Genomic DNA, 17,608 nt, shown 5'->3' with positions numbered 1-17,608 from the left:
GGGTCGGGGAGGCAGGGTGGGGGTGGTGCTCGGAGCCGCAGACCGCGCACGGGCGGCCGTCGGCGAGGTCGCGGGCCAGCTCCGCCGCCATCCCGTCCATGCGGGCCTGGCGCAGGTCGAGCCAGCGTTCCCGGAGGGTCTGGGCGTGGTCGACGAGCACCTGGTGGGCGGCGGCGGCCGTTTCGAGCTCCGCGGCCAGGGCTTCGCGGCGGTGCGTGGCCTCCAGTGCCGCCCTGGCGGTGTCGAGCTCAGCGGACGCCGCCGGGATGGCCGCCGCCTGCGCGCGTACGTCCGCCAGGGCCGCGCCGGCGTCGGCGAGGCGTCCGGGGATCTCGGCGTCGGCGGCCGACACCTCGGCCTCGCGCTGTGCCAGCGCGTCGAGCTCCGCCGCCAGCCCGGCCAGCTCCGTGTCGATTTCGATCAGGTCGGCCGCCGCGTCGCGTACGGCCTGGGCGGCCGGGATCCTGGCGGCGTCCGTCCGCGCCCGGGCGAGCCCGGCCTCGGCCTGCTCGATGAGCCCGGGCAGGACGGCGAGCCGGGCGGCGACGTTCTCGTCGGCGGCGACCAGCTCGGCGAGTTCGCCCTCCACGCGCAGCAGGTCGCGCCGGACCACCGACAGCCTGGCCTCCTCGGTGAGCAGCTCCGACAGCCGCGCGATCTCCGCCTGCCGCCCTCGCTCCAGCGAAGCCAGCTCGGCCACCGAGGGAGCGAAGGCCGCAGTGGCACGAGAGGCGTCGCCCGTTCGCCGTTCCCGTCCCGCCTGTGGAGCCAGGAGGGGGCGGGCGCGGGCGAATGCGTCGGCGGCCAGCGTGCGGGCCTTGGAGGCGGTCTCATGGCGCTGCCTGGCGGCGGTGATGAGGGGGATGACGCGGTCGGCCCTGGTGGCGTCGTCGAGGATGGCCTGCAGGTCGGCCCGTTCGTCCGCGCGCTCGTCGAGGGTGCGGCGCGCGGTGAGCGCTTCGGCGTGGCGGCGTTGCCTGTCGGCGAGGGCGGCGGCCCGGTCGAAACGCAGGCGCGCCGCGCGCAGCGCCTGTGCCGCCGCCTCGTGCTCCCCGGCGGTCCCCGTCACGACGGCCCGCGCGGCGTCGAGCAAGGCCCCGGCCCAGCGCGAGGGATCGGTGTCGGGGGTGGGCGGCGCGTCGTCGCCGGCCTGTACGGACGACGGTCCCGTAAGAGCCGCTTGCAGGTCGTCTCCCGCCGCCTCCTCAACCCGCTGGATGGCGAAGTCCACCTGCTGCCGCAGCTCCTGAGCCTCCCGCCACGCCAGCTTCCGCTGCTCGGCCAGCCACGACTCCGCCGCCGTGAAGACCTTGACCGTGAACAGCCGCTCCAGCAGCTTGCCCCGCTCGTCCCCGTCCGCCCGCAGGAACTTGGCGAAGTCTCCCTGGGGCAGCATCGCCACCTGCCAGAACTGGTCGGCGTTCATGCCGAGCAGCCCGCCCACCAGGTCCCCCGCCTCGTCCAGCCGGGTGGTCAGCCCGTGCCAGGAGGACCCGTGCCGCTCCGAGACGACGACCTTGGACTTCTCCTCCGTGAAGCCGGTGCCGCGCAGCTTGGGCCGGTGCCAGGACGGGGAGCGCTGGATGCGGAGTAAGCGGCCGCGGATCGACACCTCCAGCGTGACCGACGGCCCGGCGGAGGGCGGGGCGTGGTCGCAGCGGAGGCTGCGCGCGCTGTTGCGCTGCCCGGGGACCTGGCCGTAGACGGCGAAGCACAGCGCGTCGAGGATCGTGGTCTTGCCCGCCCCGGTGGGTCCGTGGACGAGGAAGAGCCCGGCCTCGGCCAGGGCGTCGAAGTCGACCGTCTCGGTGCCCGGGAAGGACCCGAACGCCGTCAGCGTGAGCCGGTGCGGCCGCATCTACGCCATCGTCTCCTTCGCCCTCGACGCCTCGATGGCCTGTCTTAGCAGGTCTTCCTCCTCAGGTGCGGCAGGCTCGCCGCGAACCTCGCGAACGAAGTCGAGCGCCACCTCCGCCTCCGGCCGCCCGCTGACGCGTGCGGGCCGGGCGACGGGGGCGCCGCCGGCCGGGTCGAAGGAGAGGGCGAGGGTGTGGGGGAAGCGGGCGCGGAGCCGGTCCATGGCGGATTTGGGGCGGACGGCGTCGGTGAGGGTGATCTGGAGCCAGTGGTCTTCGAAATCCTCATATTTCGGGGAACTCAGGAGGTCCTCCAGGTCGCCGCGGAGCCGCGCGACGGGCCGGGGCACTGGAGCCGGCACGAACTCCGCCGAAGAACCCAGCGTGACCAGCCACGAGCCCTTGACGTGCCCGGCCTCCGAGAACGAGTAGGCCAGCGGCGACCCGGAGTAGCGCACGGTCTCCGACATCCGCTGCCGCCCGTGCAGGTGGCCGAGCGCCACATAGTCCGCCCCGTCGAAGGCGGCCAGCGGCACGTGCGCCACCCCGCCCACGCTGATGTCGCGCTCGCTGTCGCTGGCCTGCCCGCCGGTCACGAAGCAGTGGGCCAGCACCACCGAGGCGCGGTGGCGTGCCGCATCGGCCCTGATGCGGCTCATCGCGTACGTGATCGCGGCGGTGTGGCTGCGGTCGGGCAGCTCCCACGGCGCGCGGACAAGCTCCGGCTCCAGGTAGGGGATGCCGTAGAAGGCCACGCCGTCCACCAGCACCGGCTCCCAGGAAAGATCCGGCGAGGTGCGCACGTGCACGCCGGCCGGCTCGAACAGCGCCGAGCCGAACCGCAGCCGCAGCGCCGAGTCGTGGTTGCCGCTGATCAGCACCACCCGCGCTCCTGCCGACCGCAGCCGGGCGAGCGCCTCGTCGAGCAGGGCGACCGCGTCGACCGGCGGCAGCGCGCGGTCGTAGACGTCGCCGGCGACCGCCACCACGTCGACCCGCTCGGCCCGCACCGTCTCCACCAGGTGGTCGACGAACGCCGCCTGCCCCGCGAGTAGGCTCTCGCGGTGGAAGGTGCGCCCCAGATGCCAATCGGAGGTGTGCAGGATCCGCATGTCGCACGAAGCTAACAGTTCCCACCGACAAATACGGCCCCTGCTGTCCCACACGCCGGGAGTAGGCTGGAAGATCAGCGGGCAATTCAACGCACATGGGGAGGCCGATGCGCACTGGCCGTGGCACCTTGAGCGTCGCCGCCGGCCTGGTGCTGGTGGCTCTTGCGACGGTCGGCTACGTGCTGCCGCCCGCGTTCGACCCGCCGCCGCTCAAGGTGGATCCAGCCTTCCAGGCGATTCCGGCGCAGCCTCGGAACGAGGTGGCGCCGGTGGTGGCGGTCGACCCCGTACGCAGGCAGGAGATCTCGGTCGCGGCGGAGGGGCAGCGCCTGGAGGGCACGCTCCGGTTGCCGCTGACGCCGGGGCGGCATCCGGCGATGGTGTTCGTGTCGGGGTCGGGGAACGGCTCGCGTACCGAGTTCACGCCGCAGGCGGAGTTCCTGGCCAAGGCGGGCGTGGCGACGATCGCGTTCGACAAGCGCACGGTCGGCTACAACTTCCGCGAGCGTGACTTCGCGCTGCTCGCCGACGACGCGCTGCGCATGGTGGAGTACCTGCGCACGCTGCCCGAGGTGGATCCGGCGCGGGTCGGGATCTGGGGCGTCAGCGAGGGCGGCTGGGTGGTGCCGATCGCGGCGGCCAAGAGCGCGGCGGTGGGGTTCGTGGTGCTGGTGTCCTCGCCGAACGTCTCCCCGCTCAGGCAGGTCGCCTGGGCGCTGAACGAGCAGTTGCTCAGGCTGCGGGCCCCGATCGGCGCGCGCGACCTGCTGACCAGGGCGATGGGCGGGGTCGGCTTCAACTTCCTGCGCTACGACGCGATGCCCGCCTTAAGCCAGATCAAGCAGCCGGTCCTGGCGTTCTACGGCACGACCGACCCCTCGATTCCCTTCGTCGAGTCCACCAAGGCGCTCATCACGGCGATGGACAAGGCGGGCAACGACGACTACACGATCCGTTTCATGGGCAAGGGCGACCATGCCATGCGGGTCAACGGCGGCGAGTTCACCAAGGGCTACCTCGAGACTCTGACCAACTGGATCACCGGCCTGCCGGGCACCGCGGAGCCGCCGGTGCGCATGGCGGGCGCCACCCCCGTGCAGCGGTTCGAGGCCAGCGACGTGCCCGAGGCCCCCTGGTACGCGGGCGGCACGATGCTGGGCCTGACGATCTGCCTGGCCGCCGTCGGCTACGTGGCGGGCCCGGTCGCCGCCATGGTCGAGCGCCTGCGCGGCCGCGGCCACCTCCCCGTCGAGACGAACGCCCGGCTGTGGGCGCCGATCAGGCGCCGGCTGGTCAGGATCGCGTGGACCAGCCTGGGCCTGCTGGCGTCGGTGGTGGCGTTCATCATGCTGCTGGTGATGTTCTCGATCAACCAGGCGGGCGCCTGGCCCGCCGTGCTGGCCGGGTGGCTGGTCGTGCGGGCGCTGGCCGTGCTGATGCTCATCCAGGAGGTCACGGCGGTGGCGGCTTTCGTGTCGGCGCTGCGCGAGGGCATGCTGCCGAGCCGGTGGCAGCACGTGGCGGTGGCCGGCGTGCTCGGCGGGACCGGGCTGCTGATGGTGGCGGCGGCCTACTACGGGTTGTTCTCGTTCCCCTGGTAGACCTGCTCGGCGTAGGCGCGGGCTTCGTCCGCTACCTGTCTTCGTCCGCTGAACGCGGACCAAGATAGGCGTTCGTCCAGCGGTCGAGCTCGGCGAACACCTGCTTGCGCACCGGCTCGGCCGACAGCACCAGGTCGTGCAGGCCGTCCGTGATCCGCACGCACGTGACGTGCGGCCCGATCGAGGTGGACCAGCGGGCGATGTGCCGCGGGTCCAGCACGATGTCGGCCGAGCGCGCCTCGGGGACGAAGTCGCGTACCCGAAGGCCGGTCGAGGAGGCCAGCACCAGGACCGGCACGTCCACCGCGAGGCCCGCGTGCACCCGCCGCTGCGCCCGGCGGATGGCGGCCAGCCACATGGCGTGCACCGAGAAGCCCTCCAGCGGCTTGAGCTGCAGGTCGTAGTCCCATTCGCCGTGATGGTCGCGGTGCAGGGTCTGTCCGTACGTGGTGCTGATGCCCAGCGGGAGCGCCCGGCGCGTGTACGACAGCGGCGTCTTGAGCAGGTCGGCGGCCAGGCGGAGCGGAGCGGGGACGTTCAGGTCGAGGAACGGGCTGTTGAGCACGAGCCCCTGCACGAGACCCCGGCCGCGGACGCGGTCGGCCCACAGCGGGGCGATCAGGCCGCCGGTCGAGTGCGCGTTGATCGTCAGCTCGTCGTGGTCCTGCCTGATGACGCGGACGGCCTCGTCGATGTCGGGGAAGTAGTCGGTGACGCTCCTGATCAGGCCCCTGGTCTGGTGCGGCAGCAGCGAACGGCCGTACTTGCGCAGGTCGAGCGCGTAGAAGTCGATGCCGCGCTGGACGTAGTAGTCGGCCAGGTGGTCCTGGAAGAAGTAGTCCGTGAACCCGTGCAGGTAGAGCACCGCCCGGCGGGATCCGGTCCTCCTGGAGACCAGCGTCGCGACGACCTCGCCCTCGAAGTCGTCCGGCATGTGCAGAACGGTGATCTCGTACATGCTAGACACGATAGGGATTGTCGGGCCAGGACGGCACCCCGGGCGGCAGATCCTCACTCACCTTCGTCGGGAACTCGGCCTGCCGCTTCTCCAGGAACGCCGTCACTCCCTCCACCGTGCAGGGCCCGCCTACCAGCTCGGCCCCGGCACAGAAGGCCCGGCCCGCGCCGGTGACCACCACCGCGCGCACCTCGCCGTCGGCATCGGCAAGGTCAAAAGCCCGAATGAGCTCGGCACACATCGTCGGCGTGAACGCATTCAGCCGTTCAGGGCGACACAATGTGGGGGTGGCCACACGGGCGGCCAGGTCGTACTTGATCTCGGCAAGGCCATGCACCGAATTTTATTCGGTTGCGGATGTTCACCCTCCGATAAAGACATATTTCGTATTCGGTGCGTAGGCTGCCGCCTCATTCCAGCCTGAGGCGGGCCGTGTCCAGCGGCCCGCCTTCAGGCGGCGCGGAGCAAGCCTACGGTGAGATTCACGGGGAAACGGGGATGGCGTGCAGCAGGCAAAGGAACCGGTGAGCGCCGGCGGGGTCCTCGGCTGGCTGGTGCTGTCGGCACTGGCACCGGGGGCGGCTCATCTGCGCGCCGGCTGGCGGAAGACGGGCCTGGCCCTGATCTCCTGCTACGCCGCCGGGCTGCTGGCGCTGCTCGCGCTGTGGCTCGCGACCGACCTCGGCAACCTGATCGGCTCGCTGACCGAGAACAGCTGGCTGACCACGATCGTGGTCGGCTCCGGCGTGCTCGGGCTGGCGTGGTTCGTGCTGATCGTGCACTCCTTCGTGGTGCTGCGGCCGGGGCGGCTGCCGCAGGGCGGGCAGATCCTCACCGGCACGCTGGCCGGGCTGCTGGCCGTGCTGGTGGTGGTGCCGTTCGGGGGCCTCGGGCAGACCGTGTGGACCTACCAGCGGACGCTCAACGACATCTTCAAGGAGACCCCGGCCGACGGTGAGCCCCCCGTGGCCGAGCCGAAGCCGGAGGACCCGTGGGCGGGGCGCCGGCGGGTGAACATCCTGCTGCTGGGCGGCGACGCCGACGACCACCGGGTCGGCGTGCGTACCGACAGCATGAACCTGGCCAGCGTCGACGTGACGACCGGCAACACCGTGCTGTTCAGCCTGCCGCGCAACCTGGAGAACGTCCGCTTCCGCCCGGGCACGCCCATGGCCGAGCGCTTCCCCAACGGGTTCCGGCTGCCGACCGACCCCGGCGGCGGGCGCAGCGACCTGCTCAACAGCGTCTGGGAGTACGCCGACGCGCACCCGGAGATCTTCGGCGGCAAGCAGCGCCAGGGCCCCAAGGTCCTGATGGACACGATCGGCTACACCCTCGGCGTCAAGGTCGACTGGTACGCCCTGGTCAACATGTGGGGCTTCGCCCGCCTCATCGACGCCATCGGCGGCATCACCATCAACGTCGAGACGGACGTCGTGTTCGGCAAGTACAACGAGGGCCTGGTCAAGGCCGGCACGCGCAAGCTGAAGGGCGCGGACGCGATGTGGTACGCCCGCTCGCGGACCAACAGCGACGACTACACCCGGATGCGCCGCCAGCGGTGCGTGCTCGGCGCGCTGCTCGACCAGGCGGACCCGGCGACCGTGCTGAGCAGGTTCAACCGGATCGCGCTGGCCACCAAGGAGCTGATCAGGACCGACATCCCGCGGCCGATGCTCAAGCACCTGGTGCCGCTCGCGCTGAAGGTCAAGAACGCGGAGGTGACGAGCGTGCAGTTCGTGCCGCCGCTGATCAACACCGGCTATCCGGACTGGGACAAGATCCGGACCATCGCGGGCAAGGCCCTCCGCGACTCGGCCGTCACGAAGCCGGCCGTCGCCGCCACCGCCTCGGCCTCACCCACGGCGTCGTCCGGCCCCTCACCGAAGAAGACCCCGAAGAAGGTTGCCAAGCAGCCCGGCGACAACCCGGCGCAGGGCCTCACGGAGGGCTGCGGCGGAGCGCTGTGACCACCCGTCCTACGGGTACACCGCCGCCCAGCACGTCCACGTGCTCGAACGCGGCGGCCGGCGTGACGTCGCAGCCCATCAGCCGCAGCGCTCCCAGCGCGATCGCCGTGGTGGCGCGCGGGCTGCCGTCGATGACCTTCACCGCCACCGCGTGCCCGGACGCCAGGGCCACCACCAGCACGCCCTCCGCGCCGCCCTTGGCCACGGCGCCCGGCAGGGCCCGCATCAGATCGGTGTTCTGGTGGCCGGTGCCGCCGACGTACTCGGGGTGCGCACGCATCGCGTCCGCGACCTGCCGCGGGCCGCTGCCCGGGGCGGCCGTCACCAGGCCCTGCACCGCCCGCGCCAGCCCGGTCAGCGAGATCCCGAACAGCGGTGCCCCGCACCCGTCCACCGCCACGTGCGCGGCCTTCTCCCCCGCCAGTTCCTCGGTGACCGACCGCACCCGCTGCTGCAGGGGGTGCTCGGGCGACAGGTAGCCGGGCACGTCCCAGCCGTTCGCCACGCAGGCGGCCAGCATGGCGGCGTGCTTGCCGGAGCAGTTCATGCGCTCGCGTGAGACGCCCTGCCCCTGCCTGATCAGCTCCTCCATGGCGGCCCGGTCCTCCGGCCACGACGGCGGGCAGCCCAGCGCCCGGAAGTCCAGGCCGTAGTCTTCGAGCAGCTCGCGCACCAGGCGTACGTGGAAGTCCTCGCCCGTGTGGCTGCCCGCCGCGATCGCCAGCCGCCGGAGCTCGGGCCCCGCCAGCGCCGCGCCCGACACGAGGCAGGCCAGCGCCTGGAACGGCTTGGCCGACGAGCGCGGCAGCACCGGCGCGTCCACCAGGCCCAGCGCCACCTCGGCCCGCCCCGACGGATCGAGGCCGACGACGCTGCCGTAGTGGACGCTCTCCACGAATCCCGAGCGGATCACCTCGGCCAGCACGGCGAGTTCAGGCACGTGCGGTCCTCCTTCTGAGCGTTCGGGGCGTTCTGAGCGTGACGGGCTGGCGGGCCTCCAGCGTGCGGGCCAGCTTGGACAGCGACGCGTTGACCACCAGGTAGACCAGCGCGACGACCAGATATGTCTGGATGAGCAGGCCGTTGTAGGCGGCCAGCACCTTGCCGCTGTAGAGCAGCTCGCCGTAGCTGACGACGAAGCCGAGCGAGGTGTCCTTGAGCAGGCCGACGGACTGGCTGACGAGCGAGGGCAGCACCCGGCGGGCGGCCTGCGGCAGCACGATCAAGCGCATGGTCTGGAAGCGCGTCAGGCCGACGGCCAGGCCCGCCTCGCTCTGGCCGCGTTCGACCGAGTTGATGCCGGCGCGGAAGATCTCCGCGTACGCGGCCGCGTTCGACGCCGTCAGCGGCACGACCAGCTTCCAGAACAGCGGCAGGTCGAGCCCGTAGCGCGGCAGCGCGAACAGCACGATGTACACCAGCAGCAGCGCCGGAATCGTCCGGACCACCTCGACGTAGCCGGCCGCCGGGCCGCGCACCCACGCCCTCGGGGACAGCCGCCCCAGCGCCAGGGCCAGCCCGAACGCCATGGACAGCGCGGCCGCAACGACCGCCGCCAGGAACGTCGATCCCAGTCCGTCCAGCAGGTACCGCCACATGGGCCAGGTCGCGTACGGCTGCCAGCGCGCCGCGTCGAGCTGCCCGTTCGCGGCGAACTGCCGCACGGCCAGCGCCGCGAGCACCACGGCGGCCAGCGTGCCGAGCACGGTCGCGGCGCGGATGCGCCGGCGGGCCCGGGGCCCCGGTTCGTCGAACAGCACGCTCATCTGAGGATCACCAGCCGGCGTTCGAGCCTGCCGGTGACGAACCCGGCCGCGGCGGCGATCAGCCCGTACGCCATCCCCGCGCCCACGAAGATCGGGATGGGCTGGGCCTCCACCAGGTTCACCCGGTGGGCTGCGGCGGTCAGGTCGACGACCCCGACGGCGGCGGCCAGCGCGGTGTTCATGGTGGTCATGATGAAGATGTTGCCGATCGGCTGCACGACCGTGCGCAGCGCCTGCGGCAGGACGACGTGCCGCAGCGACTGGCCGAACGTCAGCCCGATCGCCCGCGCCGCCTCGCCCTGCCCCTTCGACACCGAGTTCACCCCCGAGCGCAGCGCCTCGCCGATGTAGGCGGCCTCGTAGACAGCGATCACCACGATGGCCGTCACCAGCGGGTCGGCCTGGATGCCGATCTCCGGCAGGCCGAAGAAGGCCAGGACGAGCAGCACGAGGAGCGGCAGGTTCTGGAACGCCTCGACGTACGCGGTGCCGAGGGCGCGCAGCACCCGTACCGGGCTGACGCGCAGGGCGCAGACCAGCGCGCCCAGCACCGCCGCGCCGGCGAAGGACGCGGCGGTGAGCTGGAACGTCACGATCAGTCCCCGCCACAGCGCGGGCAGGTGGTCGAGGAGGACGGATAAGGCGGACATCAGGACCCCGGCACATCGAGGAGGACGGACATCAGGACCCCGGCACGGAGCCGATCTGCGGCGGCTGCGGCGCGTCGCCGGTCACGACGGTGCCGATGGAGCTCTTCCAGATCTCCTGCCAGACACCCGCGTCCTGGATCTTCTTCAGCCAGTCGTTGGTGAAGGACTTGAACTGGTCGTCGCCGTGCTTGAGCCCGATGCCGTACGGGTCCACGGTGAACGGCTTGGTCACGATCTCGATCGACGGGTCCTTCTGGGCGTCGGCGATCAGGATCGTCTCGTCCTGCACGTACGCCACGCCCCGGTCCTGCTTGAGCGCCTGGATGCACTCGGGGTCGCTGCCGAACGTGATGATCTCGGCCTGCGGCGCCAGCTTCTCGATCGCCGGGATGGCCGGGGTGTTCGCGCCCGCCAGAACCTTCTTGCCGTTCAGGTCCTCGGGTTTGGCTATGCCCGTCGTGCCCTTCTTCACCGCGATCGTCAGACCGGAGGTGTAGTACGGGCCCGCGAACGCAACTTGCTTCGCCCGCTCCTCGGTGATCGTGTACGTCTGGAAGACCACGTCCACGGTGCCGTTGGCGAGCAGCGCCTCCCGGGTCTCCGACGCCGAGTTGACGATCTTCACTTTGGGCTCACCCAGGATGTACGTGGCCAGGGCCTTGCCCATCTCCGCGTCGAACCCCTCGACCTCGCCGGTGGCGGGGTTCTGCTGGGACAGCAGCGGCGCGTCCAGTGAGCCGCCCACGAGGAGCTCGCCGCGCTGCTTGATCTTCTCCATGGTGGAGCCGGGCAGGATCTCGGCCGCGGTCGCGACGGGCGCCTTGGCGAGAACGCCGCTCTTCTGGGACTCTCCGGGCACGGCCGGCACGGCTGGACTGCTCGACTCACCGCAGGCCGCCAGGGCTAACAGGGAGATGGCGGCGACAGCGACAAACTTCTTCATGAACGGTCACTTCCTTCGATTTCGAAGATAAGGCGGACCGTAGTGGGATATTTCGTAGCAAGTCAATACGTTGTCGGTGTAAGTCACGCCATGGTAGGTATCTCACATGAACCAGCGGCTGCCCGTGCAGGGGGCACAGGGCGATCTGCTGCGACTCGTGGCGACCGGCAAGGCCGAGTCACGCGCCGACCTGGCCCGCTTATCGGGCCTGGCCGCGTCCAGCGTGTCGCTTCGCGTCGAGGAGCTCATCGAGGCGGGACTCCTCGCCGAGGAGGGCTCCGGCACCTCACGCGGCGGCCGCCGTCCCCGCCGCCTGCGCCTGTCCTCCACGGCCGGCGTACTGGCCGTCGCCGACCTGGGCGCCCACCACGTACGCCTCGGCCTGCTCGACCTGAGCGGCACCCCGCTCGTGATCGAGGAGCGGGCCTGCGAGATCGCCGACGGCCCCCAGGCCACACTCGACCGCATCGCCGGCGCCTTCGACGACCTGCTGGCGGAACACGTACCCGCCTCGATCCCCCTACGCGGAATCGGCACCGGCATCCCCGGCCCGGTGGACCCGGCGACGCTGCGCGTCGTCACCCCCTCACGCATGCCCGGCTGGAACGACTTCCCCGTCGCCGACCACCTCGCCACCCGCTACGACCTGCCCATCCTCGTCGAGAACGACGCGAACCTGATGGCGGCGGGCGAGGCCCGCTGGTGGCCGGACAGCCAGAACCTCATGGTCGTCAAGGCCGGCACCGGAATAGGCTGCGGCGTGATCGTCAACGGCCGCCTCCACAGGGGCAGGGGCGCGGCAGGCGACATCAGCCACGTACGGGTCCGCTCCGACTCCTCGGTCATCTGCGCCTGCGGCCACCCGGACTGCCTGGAGGCGTACGCGAGCGGCGCCGCCCTGATGGCGACGCTGTCGGAGGCCGGCATCGAGGTGACCCGCCCGGCCGACATCGTGGGCCTGGTCAACGACGCCATCCCGGAGGCCACCAGCCTGGTCCGCAACGCCGGCCGCCGCATCGGCGAGGTCCTCACGGTGCTGGTGAACTTCTTCAACCCGGACGTGGTCGCGGTCGGCGGCAGCCTGTCGGCGGCCGAACCCTTGATCACCTCAATCCGCGCCACCGTCTGGGAACGCTGCCTCCCCCTGGCCACCCGGGACCTGGAGATAGCCCCGGCCAGAGCGGGAAGGGACGCCGCCCTGCTCGGCGCCGGCTCTCTCCTCCTAGAAGCCGCCCTAACCCAGACCTAGAGCCACCTGCATGCGCCTCCGCAACGGAGCGCGCAACGCGCGACAGGGCTCCGGACACCCGTGTGCTGGTCACTGCTCTGAGCTACTGGATTTGTCCTGTGTGCTCAGCGCCATAAGCACGAGGCTGACGAGCGAGATCGCCGCGCCCGGCCCGAACATGATGACGGTCATCCCTACCGCCCACTCCATGGACACCAGCCAGGCCGCCAGGAGGCCGGAAGCTGCGACGTGGATGCTCAGCATGATGGCCTGGATCCGCTTACTGGCGAAGGCCAAGAAGGCGAGAACGAACCAGATGACGGCGACGCCGTAGATGATGACTAGTCCGGCCATTTTCCTGCACATTCCTCAACTGCTGCTGTAATCCGGGTCCGGGAGAGAATGTTATCGAGGCAGAAGTAAGTGCGTGACGGGTTGGTTCCGGCGGCCGCGGGGACACCGGTGTCCCAGGATTGCCACTTTGTCCGGTGGTGGGATCGCACAGACCATAGGGATTCTCCCACGTCGGCGCAGCTCTGGTAAGGGTCGGGGAGCCTGCTGAAGTAGAAGAAGTTGCCGAGCACCACTGGCCGTTCGGAACGCAAGGGAAACCCCTAGAAGCGTCTTCCGTGATCAGAGTGGCCCGGTGTAGGAATCGGGCCACTCTGATCACGGAATCGGTACATGCAGGACGGGCCCTGGCGTCACCACAAATATCGATCGGCCGGGGAATGAAGTGCGCCGCCGGAGATTGGCGGATTCCCGTCAGAGGAGAAAGGCGATTAAGTCAGTCGCAGGTCTGAGTGCTGACGGGCTTGGCAGCGATCACGGCCCGGCGGGCATCGGAGGCGACCTCAGCGGCGGTCAGCACGTAGCCGGTGTCGTCCTGGCTGGTGACGGACGCGAAGACCACGCCCAGTACCCGGCCGTCGCGGGCCAGGAGGGGGCCGCCCGAATTGCCTTGCTCGACCTTGCCCCGAATGAGGTACACATCCCGCGTCACCTGGGACTCTCGGTAGATGTCGGGGATGGAGACGCTCTGCCGCGCCGCGACCCTTGCCGGCTGTGAGGTGAACCCGCGACCCTTGGGGTACCCCGCGATGATCGCGTCATTGCCCCTGTCGGCCCTGCCGTCGAAGGTCAGGGTCGGCAGCCCGAGATTCGGCACGTGCAGCACGGCCACGTCCCGCTTCGGGTTGTACAGGACCACCGCTGCTGGGCGAGGCCGCCGCTCGTGATCGACGATGAGCAACTCCTCGTCCACTCCTGCGACCACGTGTGCGTTGGTCATGATGTGATCCGGCGCGTACACGAATCCGGTGCCGGTGATGTGCTTGCCGCAGGAACTGGCGACTCCCTGCACCTGCACGATCCCTGCACGTGCCTGCTGCAGTGCGGCGCTCTTCAGCACTGCAGCGTCCGGCGGCGGAACGTCGATGGTCGGCTGACCGGCGATCGCGTCCAGCACCGGCGGGAAGTCGGATCGGTCGATGAACCGCTTGAAGGGTTTCTGCCAGTCGCGCGCCGCAGTGGGAATCGCTTGGTCAACCGTGGCCAGTAGCAGCGAGCCGCGAATCTGCTCCACGATCGGCGCCAATGAGCTGGACACCAGCAGGCTTCCGACGAGCCAGGCGATGACCAGCACCGATAAGCCGGAGATCAGCGTGCCGCCCACCCCATCCAGAATCCGGGCGGGTTCGTACCGCACATGGGAGCGCAGCACCGCCCCCACGGTGGACGTACCGAATTGGGCCATTGTCGCGGTCAGTAACACGATCACGATGGCCAGCAATGATTCCGGGACGTCTCCGTCCACGACCGCGCCCGCGATGGCCGGTGCGATGTAGATCCCGAGCACGCATCCGCCGACGAAGCCGAGGAAGCTTGCCGCCCCGACGATGAACCCTTGGCGATATCCGGAGACACCGAAGGCGACGAGCAGGGCGAGCAGAACGAGGTCGAGCAGATCACCGAGCACCAGACAAAGGTAAGCACAACATTCACCCCGCGCTCGCACAAGGGCTGATCGCGGCGCATTGCGGGTATTACAGATTCCCTGACGGCCTTCTAGATCTTGGGCAAGAGCTGTGTGAACATAACATCGCCTGTACCACCGCCAAGCGCAGGAAGGCCTCCGATCGGAGGCCCTAAAAGCCGCGTCATCTGCTTGATCGGATCCCCCATAGTCACGGGCGGTAAGCGGCCAAATGGCCTTTCAGATCCCACCATGCTGTCTCATATCCGGCGATTGTTTCGCGGAAGTTCGGATCGTCGAGGAGACGGCGGTCCGCTGGGGCGTGCGCGACGACGCGCTCGGCGGCAGGGCCGTGTGGGCCGAGGTGCTCACGACGGAGGATGCGCTGGCCGAGGTGGCGAATGCCGCGTCGCACCACCAGATGGGGATGTGAAGCCTCCGCGCAAAGATGCCGGGTCAGAGCGCAATCGGAACGACGGAAAGTGTCTTCCTTGATCCGAGTGGCCGGTGTGGGCACCGGGCCACTCTGGTCACGGAATCGGTACATGCAGGACGGGGTCCGGCCGAGCCAGGACGGTCGTTGCCGTGGGATCCCGCCGATGAATGACACCTTCCGCTACAAGATCGCATCGCGATCCCGTACGGCATTGCGCGCCAGGACGATCTGGTGAAGATTGCGGGTGACCTGGGAGGTACGGCCGTGACCCGACGCCCGCTGACGATCTTCTTCCTGCTCGTCTTCGTCGTCACCTGGGCGATATGGGTCCCGCGAGCGATCGACCCCGACGGTCCGGCAGGGGCCATCGGCGCGGTGTGGACCTACGGCCCGGCGCTCGCGGCCGTGCTCGCAGCGGCGCTGACCGGCGGCCTGGGCGATCTGGGGCGCAGGCTGATCCGCTGGCGGGTCGGCCTCGTGTGGTACGCGGTCGCGCTGCTCGGGCCGGTCGTGGTGGCTCTCATCGTCGCGGGCGTGAACGCCGTGCTGGGCGGGGAGTGGGCCCTGACCTGGGAGTCCCCCGCCGGCCTGCTGCCCCTCTTCGTCGTGCTCGCGCTCACCGACGGACTGGGCGAGGAGACCGGCTGGCGTGGTTTCGCCCTGCCCCGGATGCTTACCCGGATGAGCCCGCTGACCGCGAGCCTGATCCTCGGTCTGATTTGGGCGGCCTGGCATCTGCCGCTCTTCTGGACGGAGACGTCACCGTTGCACGGCCAGCCGATCCCCCTGTTATTCGTCTAACTACCGGCTCAGGCCGTCATCTATACCTGGATCTTCCAGCACACGCAGGGCAGCGCCCTGATCGCCATCCTGACGCATGCCGCGCTCAACACCTTCGCCTCCCGCGCGGGCGACCTCCGCCTCGCCGTGATCGAATCCGTCGTGCTGTGGGCGCTGGCCCTCACCCTGATCCTCCTCAACGGCCCGCGACTGTCGCGGACTTCCCCAGCCGGCGAAGAGTCCGGTCTGCCTGCGTAATCAGTGCGGGTTGCAACGAAACAACCGATACCCGGTGCGCCGCCGGGTCTGCCGGTCAGAGTTCGCTCAGACGGCGGTTGAGGAAACGGCGCTCGGCCTCGGTCGTGGCCAGTTCGAGCGCCTTGCGGTAGGCCGCCCGGGCCCGCGTGATGTCGTTCAGGCGCCGCAGGAGTTCTGCTCGGGTGGAGTGGAAGTAGCGGTAGGTGCCGAGGTCGAGTGCGTCGACGATGGCCAGCGCCGCACGCGGCCCGTCGATCTCCGCGATCGCCACGGCGCGGTTGAGCTCGACGACCGCGGAGCCCGTCAGTTCCCGCAGGCGATCATAGAGCGCGGCGATGGCCGGCCAGTCGATCCGCGCCTCGGTCTGCAGCTCGGCGATGGCGGCCTGCACCGCGTAGGCGCCGCGGGCGCCGAGCGCGACGGCGCGGTCGAGCAGCGCCCGCCCTTCCGAGATCTGGGCGGTGTTCCACAGCCCGCGATCCTGCTCGTGGAGCAGGACGATCTCGCCGTCGCGGACGCGGGCCGCGCGGCGTGAGTCGTGCAGCAGCATCAACGCCAGCAGCGCCATGGCCTCGGGTTCGCCGGGCATGAGACCGAGGAGTATCCGGCCCAGCCGGATCGCCTCGGCCGCCAGGTCGGCCCGGCCGTCGCCGTACCCCTGGTTGAAGATGAGGTAGAGCACCGCGAGCACCGCTCCCCGGCGGGAGGGCAGAACGTGTTCCCGGGGGATCGCGAACGGGATCGCAGCCGCCCGGATCTTGTTGCGTGCGCGGGAGAGCCGGCGCTTCATCGTCTCCTCGCTCGCCAGGAACGCCCGGGCGATCTCGGCAGTCGACAAGCCGCCCAGCGCCCGCAGCGTGAGCGCGACCTGAGCCTCGGTCCCCAGCGCCGGATGACAGCACATGAAGAACAGTTCGAGTCGTTCGTCGGGAATGGTGGTCTCGTCCATCGTCACCTCCCCGCCGAGGTCCGGGCGATCCAGCAGGCGGATCTTCTCCGCATGGGTACGGTCGCGACGAAGACGATCGATCGCCCGGTTGCGTCCGGTCACCACCAGCCACGCCCTCGGGTTGTCCGGGGGCCCGTCACGGGCCCAGCGCTCGGCTGCGATGACGAACGCCTCCTGCGCGGCCTCCTCCGCCACGTCGATATCGCCGGTGAAGCTCACCAAATAGGCGAGAACGCGGGCCCATTGCTCGCGGAAGATCTCCTCGAGCACGACCTACCGTTCCACCAGCGGCCGCACTTCAACCGAGCCGCCCAGACGAGCGGCCGGGATCCGGGCGGCGAGCTCCAGCGCGTCATCGAGATCGACCGCCTCGATGAGGTAGAACCCGCCGAAGATCTCCTTGGTGTCGGCGAACGGCCCGTCGATCAGCAGCATCTCGCCGCCCTCGACACGTACGGTGGTCGCGGTGTCGGCCGGCTGTAGTTGCTCTCCCCCGATCATGCGTTCGTCCGCCATCAGCGCGACGTACTCCGCGCTGATGGCGGCGCGCTCGTCACCGCTGAGACCTTCATAGGCCTCGGGACGTTCGTTGATCAGCAGCGCGAATCTCACTGGTGCTCTCCTCGAGATGGTTGTGTGCTCGCAGCGTTGCGGTCATAGACCAGGCGAACGGCCTGGCCCACAGGCTCGGCGGCCACGAGGTTCAGGCCGATGGGCTGTCCGGGCCTGCCGAACAGCCGCCGGCCCTGTCCGAGCACGATCGGGAACACCAGCAACCGGTACTGGTCGATCAGGTCGTACGCCCGCAGCGCATCGACGATACCGGCGCTGCCTGCGACGACGACATCTTGGCTCTGCTTGCGCTTGGACACCTCCTCGACCAGGTCACCCTGCAGGAGGGTGGAGTTCCGCCACCCGTCGACATGGTCCAGTGATCGTGAGGCGACGAGCTTGGGGATGGCGTTCATCTTCCTGGAGAACTCATCATCCCTGGAAGGCCAGATGCCGGAGAAGAGCTGCCAGGTGACGCGGCCCAGCAGCATGGCTCCCGTGTCGAGCACCTCTCCCAGCTCGAACTTGTCACCTGCCACGGCCTCGGGCCCGTAACGGAAGGCCCACCCTCCCC

The 17,608-nt window shown here is 70.0% G+C and carries 18 protein-coding genes; 5 read left to right on the top strand and 13 right to left on the bottom strand.

Going from position 1 to position 17,608, the window contains the following annotated elements:
• On the bottom strand, nt 1-1,858 hold a 1,858-nt coding region (locus EJK15_RS57865), incomplete at its 3' end, for an AAA family ATPase (protein WP_138718950.1).
• Complete coding sequence (locus EJK15_RS57860; protein WP_138718949.1) at nt 1,859-2,968, bottom strand: exonuclease SbcCD subunit D; 1,110 nt, start codon at nt 2,966-2,968, stop codon at nt 1,859-1,861.
• A 107-nt stretch (nt 2,969-3,075) separates the two neighbouring features.
• On the opposite strand from EJK15_RS57860, the gene EJK15_RS57855 reads away from it, so the two are divergent.
• Nucleotides 3,076-4,569 (top strand): alpha/beta hydrolase family protein, encoded by a 1,494-nt coding sequence (locus EJK15_RS57855; protein ID WP_138718948.1) that lies wholly within the window; start codon nt 3,076-3,078, stop codon nt 4,567-4,569.
• Between the two features lie 31 nt (nt 4,570-4,600).
• Here EJK15_RS57855 and EJK15_RS57850 read toward each other — a convergent pair whose 3' ends face one another.
• Nucleotides 4,601-5,527, bottom strand: a complete 927-nt coding sequence (locus tag EJK15_RS57850) for an alpha/beta hydrolase (RefSeq protein WP_138718947.1) — start codon at nt 5,525-5,527, stop codon at nt 4,601-4,603.
• 1 nt (nt 5,528) lies between these two features.
• On the bottom strand, nt 5,529-5,864 hold the full coding sequence (locus EJK15_RS57845; RefSeq protein WP_138718946.1) for an enoyl-CoA hydratase-related protein: 336 nt from the start codon (nt 5,862-5,864) through the stop codon (nt 5,529-5,531).
• Between the two features lie 187 nt (nt 5,865-6,051).
• Here EJK15_RS57845 and EJK15_RS57840 point away from each other — a divergent pair, with 187 nt between their 5' ends.
• Nucleotides 6,052-7,497, top strand: a complete 1,446-nt coding sequence (locus EJK15_RS57840) for an LCP family protein (RefSeq protein ID WP_138718945.1) — start codon at nt 6,052-6,054, stop codon at nt 7,495-7,497.
• Here the strand turns inward: EJK15_RS57840 and EJK15_RS57835 are convergent.
• Genes EJK15_RS57835 through EJK15_RS57820 form a run of 4 tightly spaced genes read right to left on the bottom strand, consistent with a single transcriptional unit; the run spans nt 7,469 to nt 10,856 of the window.
• Nucleotides 7,469-8,437 (bottom strand): asparaginase, encoded by a 969-nt coding sequence (locus EJK15_RS57835; protein ID WP_138718944.1) that lies wholly within the window; start codon nt 8,435-8,437, stop codon nt 7,469-7,471. The two genes, EJK15_RS57840 and EJK15_RS57835, sit on opposite strands and share 29 nt — an antisense overlap.
• Nucleotides 8,430-9,263 (bottom strand): amino acid ABC transporter permease, encoded by an 834-nt coding sequence (locus EJK15_RS57830; RefSeq protein WP_138718943.1) that lies wholly within the window; start codon nt 9,261-9,263, stop codon nt 8,430-8,432. Before EJK15_RS57830 ends, EJK15_RS57835 begins: the two co-directional genes overlap by 8 nt.
• Nucleotides 9,260-9,913: an amino acid ABC transporter permease gene (locus EJK15_RS57825; protein ID WP_138718942.1), complete on the bottom strand. Its 654-nt coding sequence runs from the start codon at nt 9,911-9,913 to the stop codon at nt 9,260-9,262. Before EJK15_RS57825 ends, EJK15_RS57830 begins: the two co-directional genes overlap by 4 nt.
• A 31-nt stretch (nt 9,914-9,944) precedes the next feature.
• Nucleotides 9,945-10,856, bottom strand: coding sequence for a glutamate ABC transporter substrate-binding protein (locus EJK15_RS57820; RefSeq protein WP_138718941.1), 912 nt, complete (start codon nt 10,854-10,856; stop codon nt 9,945-9,947).
• A gap of 106 nt (nt 10,857-10,962) precedes the next feature.
• Here EJK15_RS57820 and EJK15_RS57815 point away from each other — a divergent pair, with 106 nt between their 5' ends.
• Nucleotides 10,963-12,105 carry an ROK family transcriptional regulator gene (locus EJK15_RS57815; protein WP_240777879.1) on the top strand — a complete coding sequence of 381 codons (1,143 nt, stop codon included), beginning with the start codon at nt 10,963-10,965 and terminating at the stop codon, nt 12,103-12,105.
• 69 nt (nt 12,106-12,174) lie between these two features.
• Here the strand turns inward: EJK15_RS57815 and EJK15_RS57810 are convergent, their stop codons facing one another.
• On the bottom strand, nt 12,175-12,438 hold the full coding sequence (locus EJK15_RS57810) for a hypothetical protein (protein ID WP_138718940.1): 264 nt from the start codon (nt 12,436-12,438) through the stop codon (nt 12,175-12,177).
• 433 nt (nt 12,439-12,871) lie between these two features.
• Nucleotides 12,872-14,062 (bottom strand): MarP family serine protease, encoded by a 1,191-nt coding sequence (locus EJK15_RS57805; RefSeq protein ID WP_138718939.1) that lies wholly within the window; start codon nt 14,060-14,062, stop codon nt 12,872-12,874.
• 229 nt (nt 14,063-14,291) lie between these two features.
• Between EJK15_RS57805 and EJK15_RS57800 the strand changes: the two genes are divergently transcribed.
• Both EJK15_RS57800 and EJK15_RS57795 read left to right on the top strand, forming a co-directional pair.
• Entirely contained in the window at nt 14,292-14,492 is a 201-nt protein-coding gene (locus tag EJK15_RS57800; RefSeq protein ID WP_138718938.1) for a hypothetical protein, read from the top strand.
• A 267-nt stretch (nt 14,493-14,759) separates the two neighbouring features.
• Entirely contained in the window at nt 14,760-15,296 is a 537-nt protein-coding gene (locus tag EJK15_RS57795; RefSeq protein ID WP_171075174.1) for a CPBP family intramembrane glutamic endopeptidase, read from the top strand.
• A 292-nt stretch (nt 15,297-15,588) separates the two neighbouring features.
• Here EJK15_RS57795 and EJK15_RS57790 read toward each other — a convergent pair whose 3' ends face one another.
• The 3 genes from EJK15_RS57790 to EJK15_RS57780 form a co-directional block, all read right to left on the bottom strand.
• Nucleotides 15,589-16,752 (bottom strand): RNA polymerase sigma factor, encoded by a 1,164-nt coding sequence (locus tag EJK15_RS57790; RefSeq protein ID WP_138718936.1) that lies wholly within the window; start codon nt 16,750-16,752, stop codon nt 15,589-15,591.
• 3 nt (nt 16,753-16,755) lie between these two features.
• Complete coding sequence (locus EJK15_RS57785) at nt 16,756-17,094, bottom strand: YciI family protein (RefSeq protein WP_138718935.1); 339 nt, start codon at nt 17,092-17,094, stop codon at nt 16,756-16,758.
• Nucleotides 17,091-17,608, bottom strand: a 518-nt coding sequence (locus tag EJK15_RS57780) for a dihydrofolate reductase family protein (protein WP_138718934.1), incomplete at its 5' end; no start/stop codon positions are given. The genes EJK15_RS57780 and EJK15_RS57785, both read right to left, overlap by 4 nt.

The sequence above is a fragment of the Nonomuraea basaltis genome (assembly GCF_005893125.1).
Taxonomy (GTDB): domain Bacteria; phylum Actinomycetota; class Actinomycetes; order Streptosporangiales; family Streptosporangiaceae; genus Nonomuraea; species Nonomuraea basaltis.
Note: the sequence above shows the minus strand (reverse complement) of the source record. Positions and strands in the feature narration are given on the sequence as shown.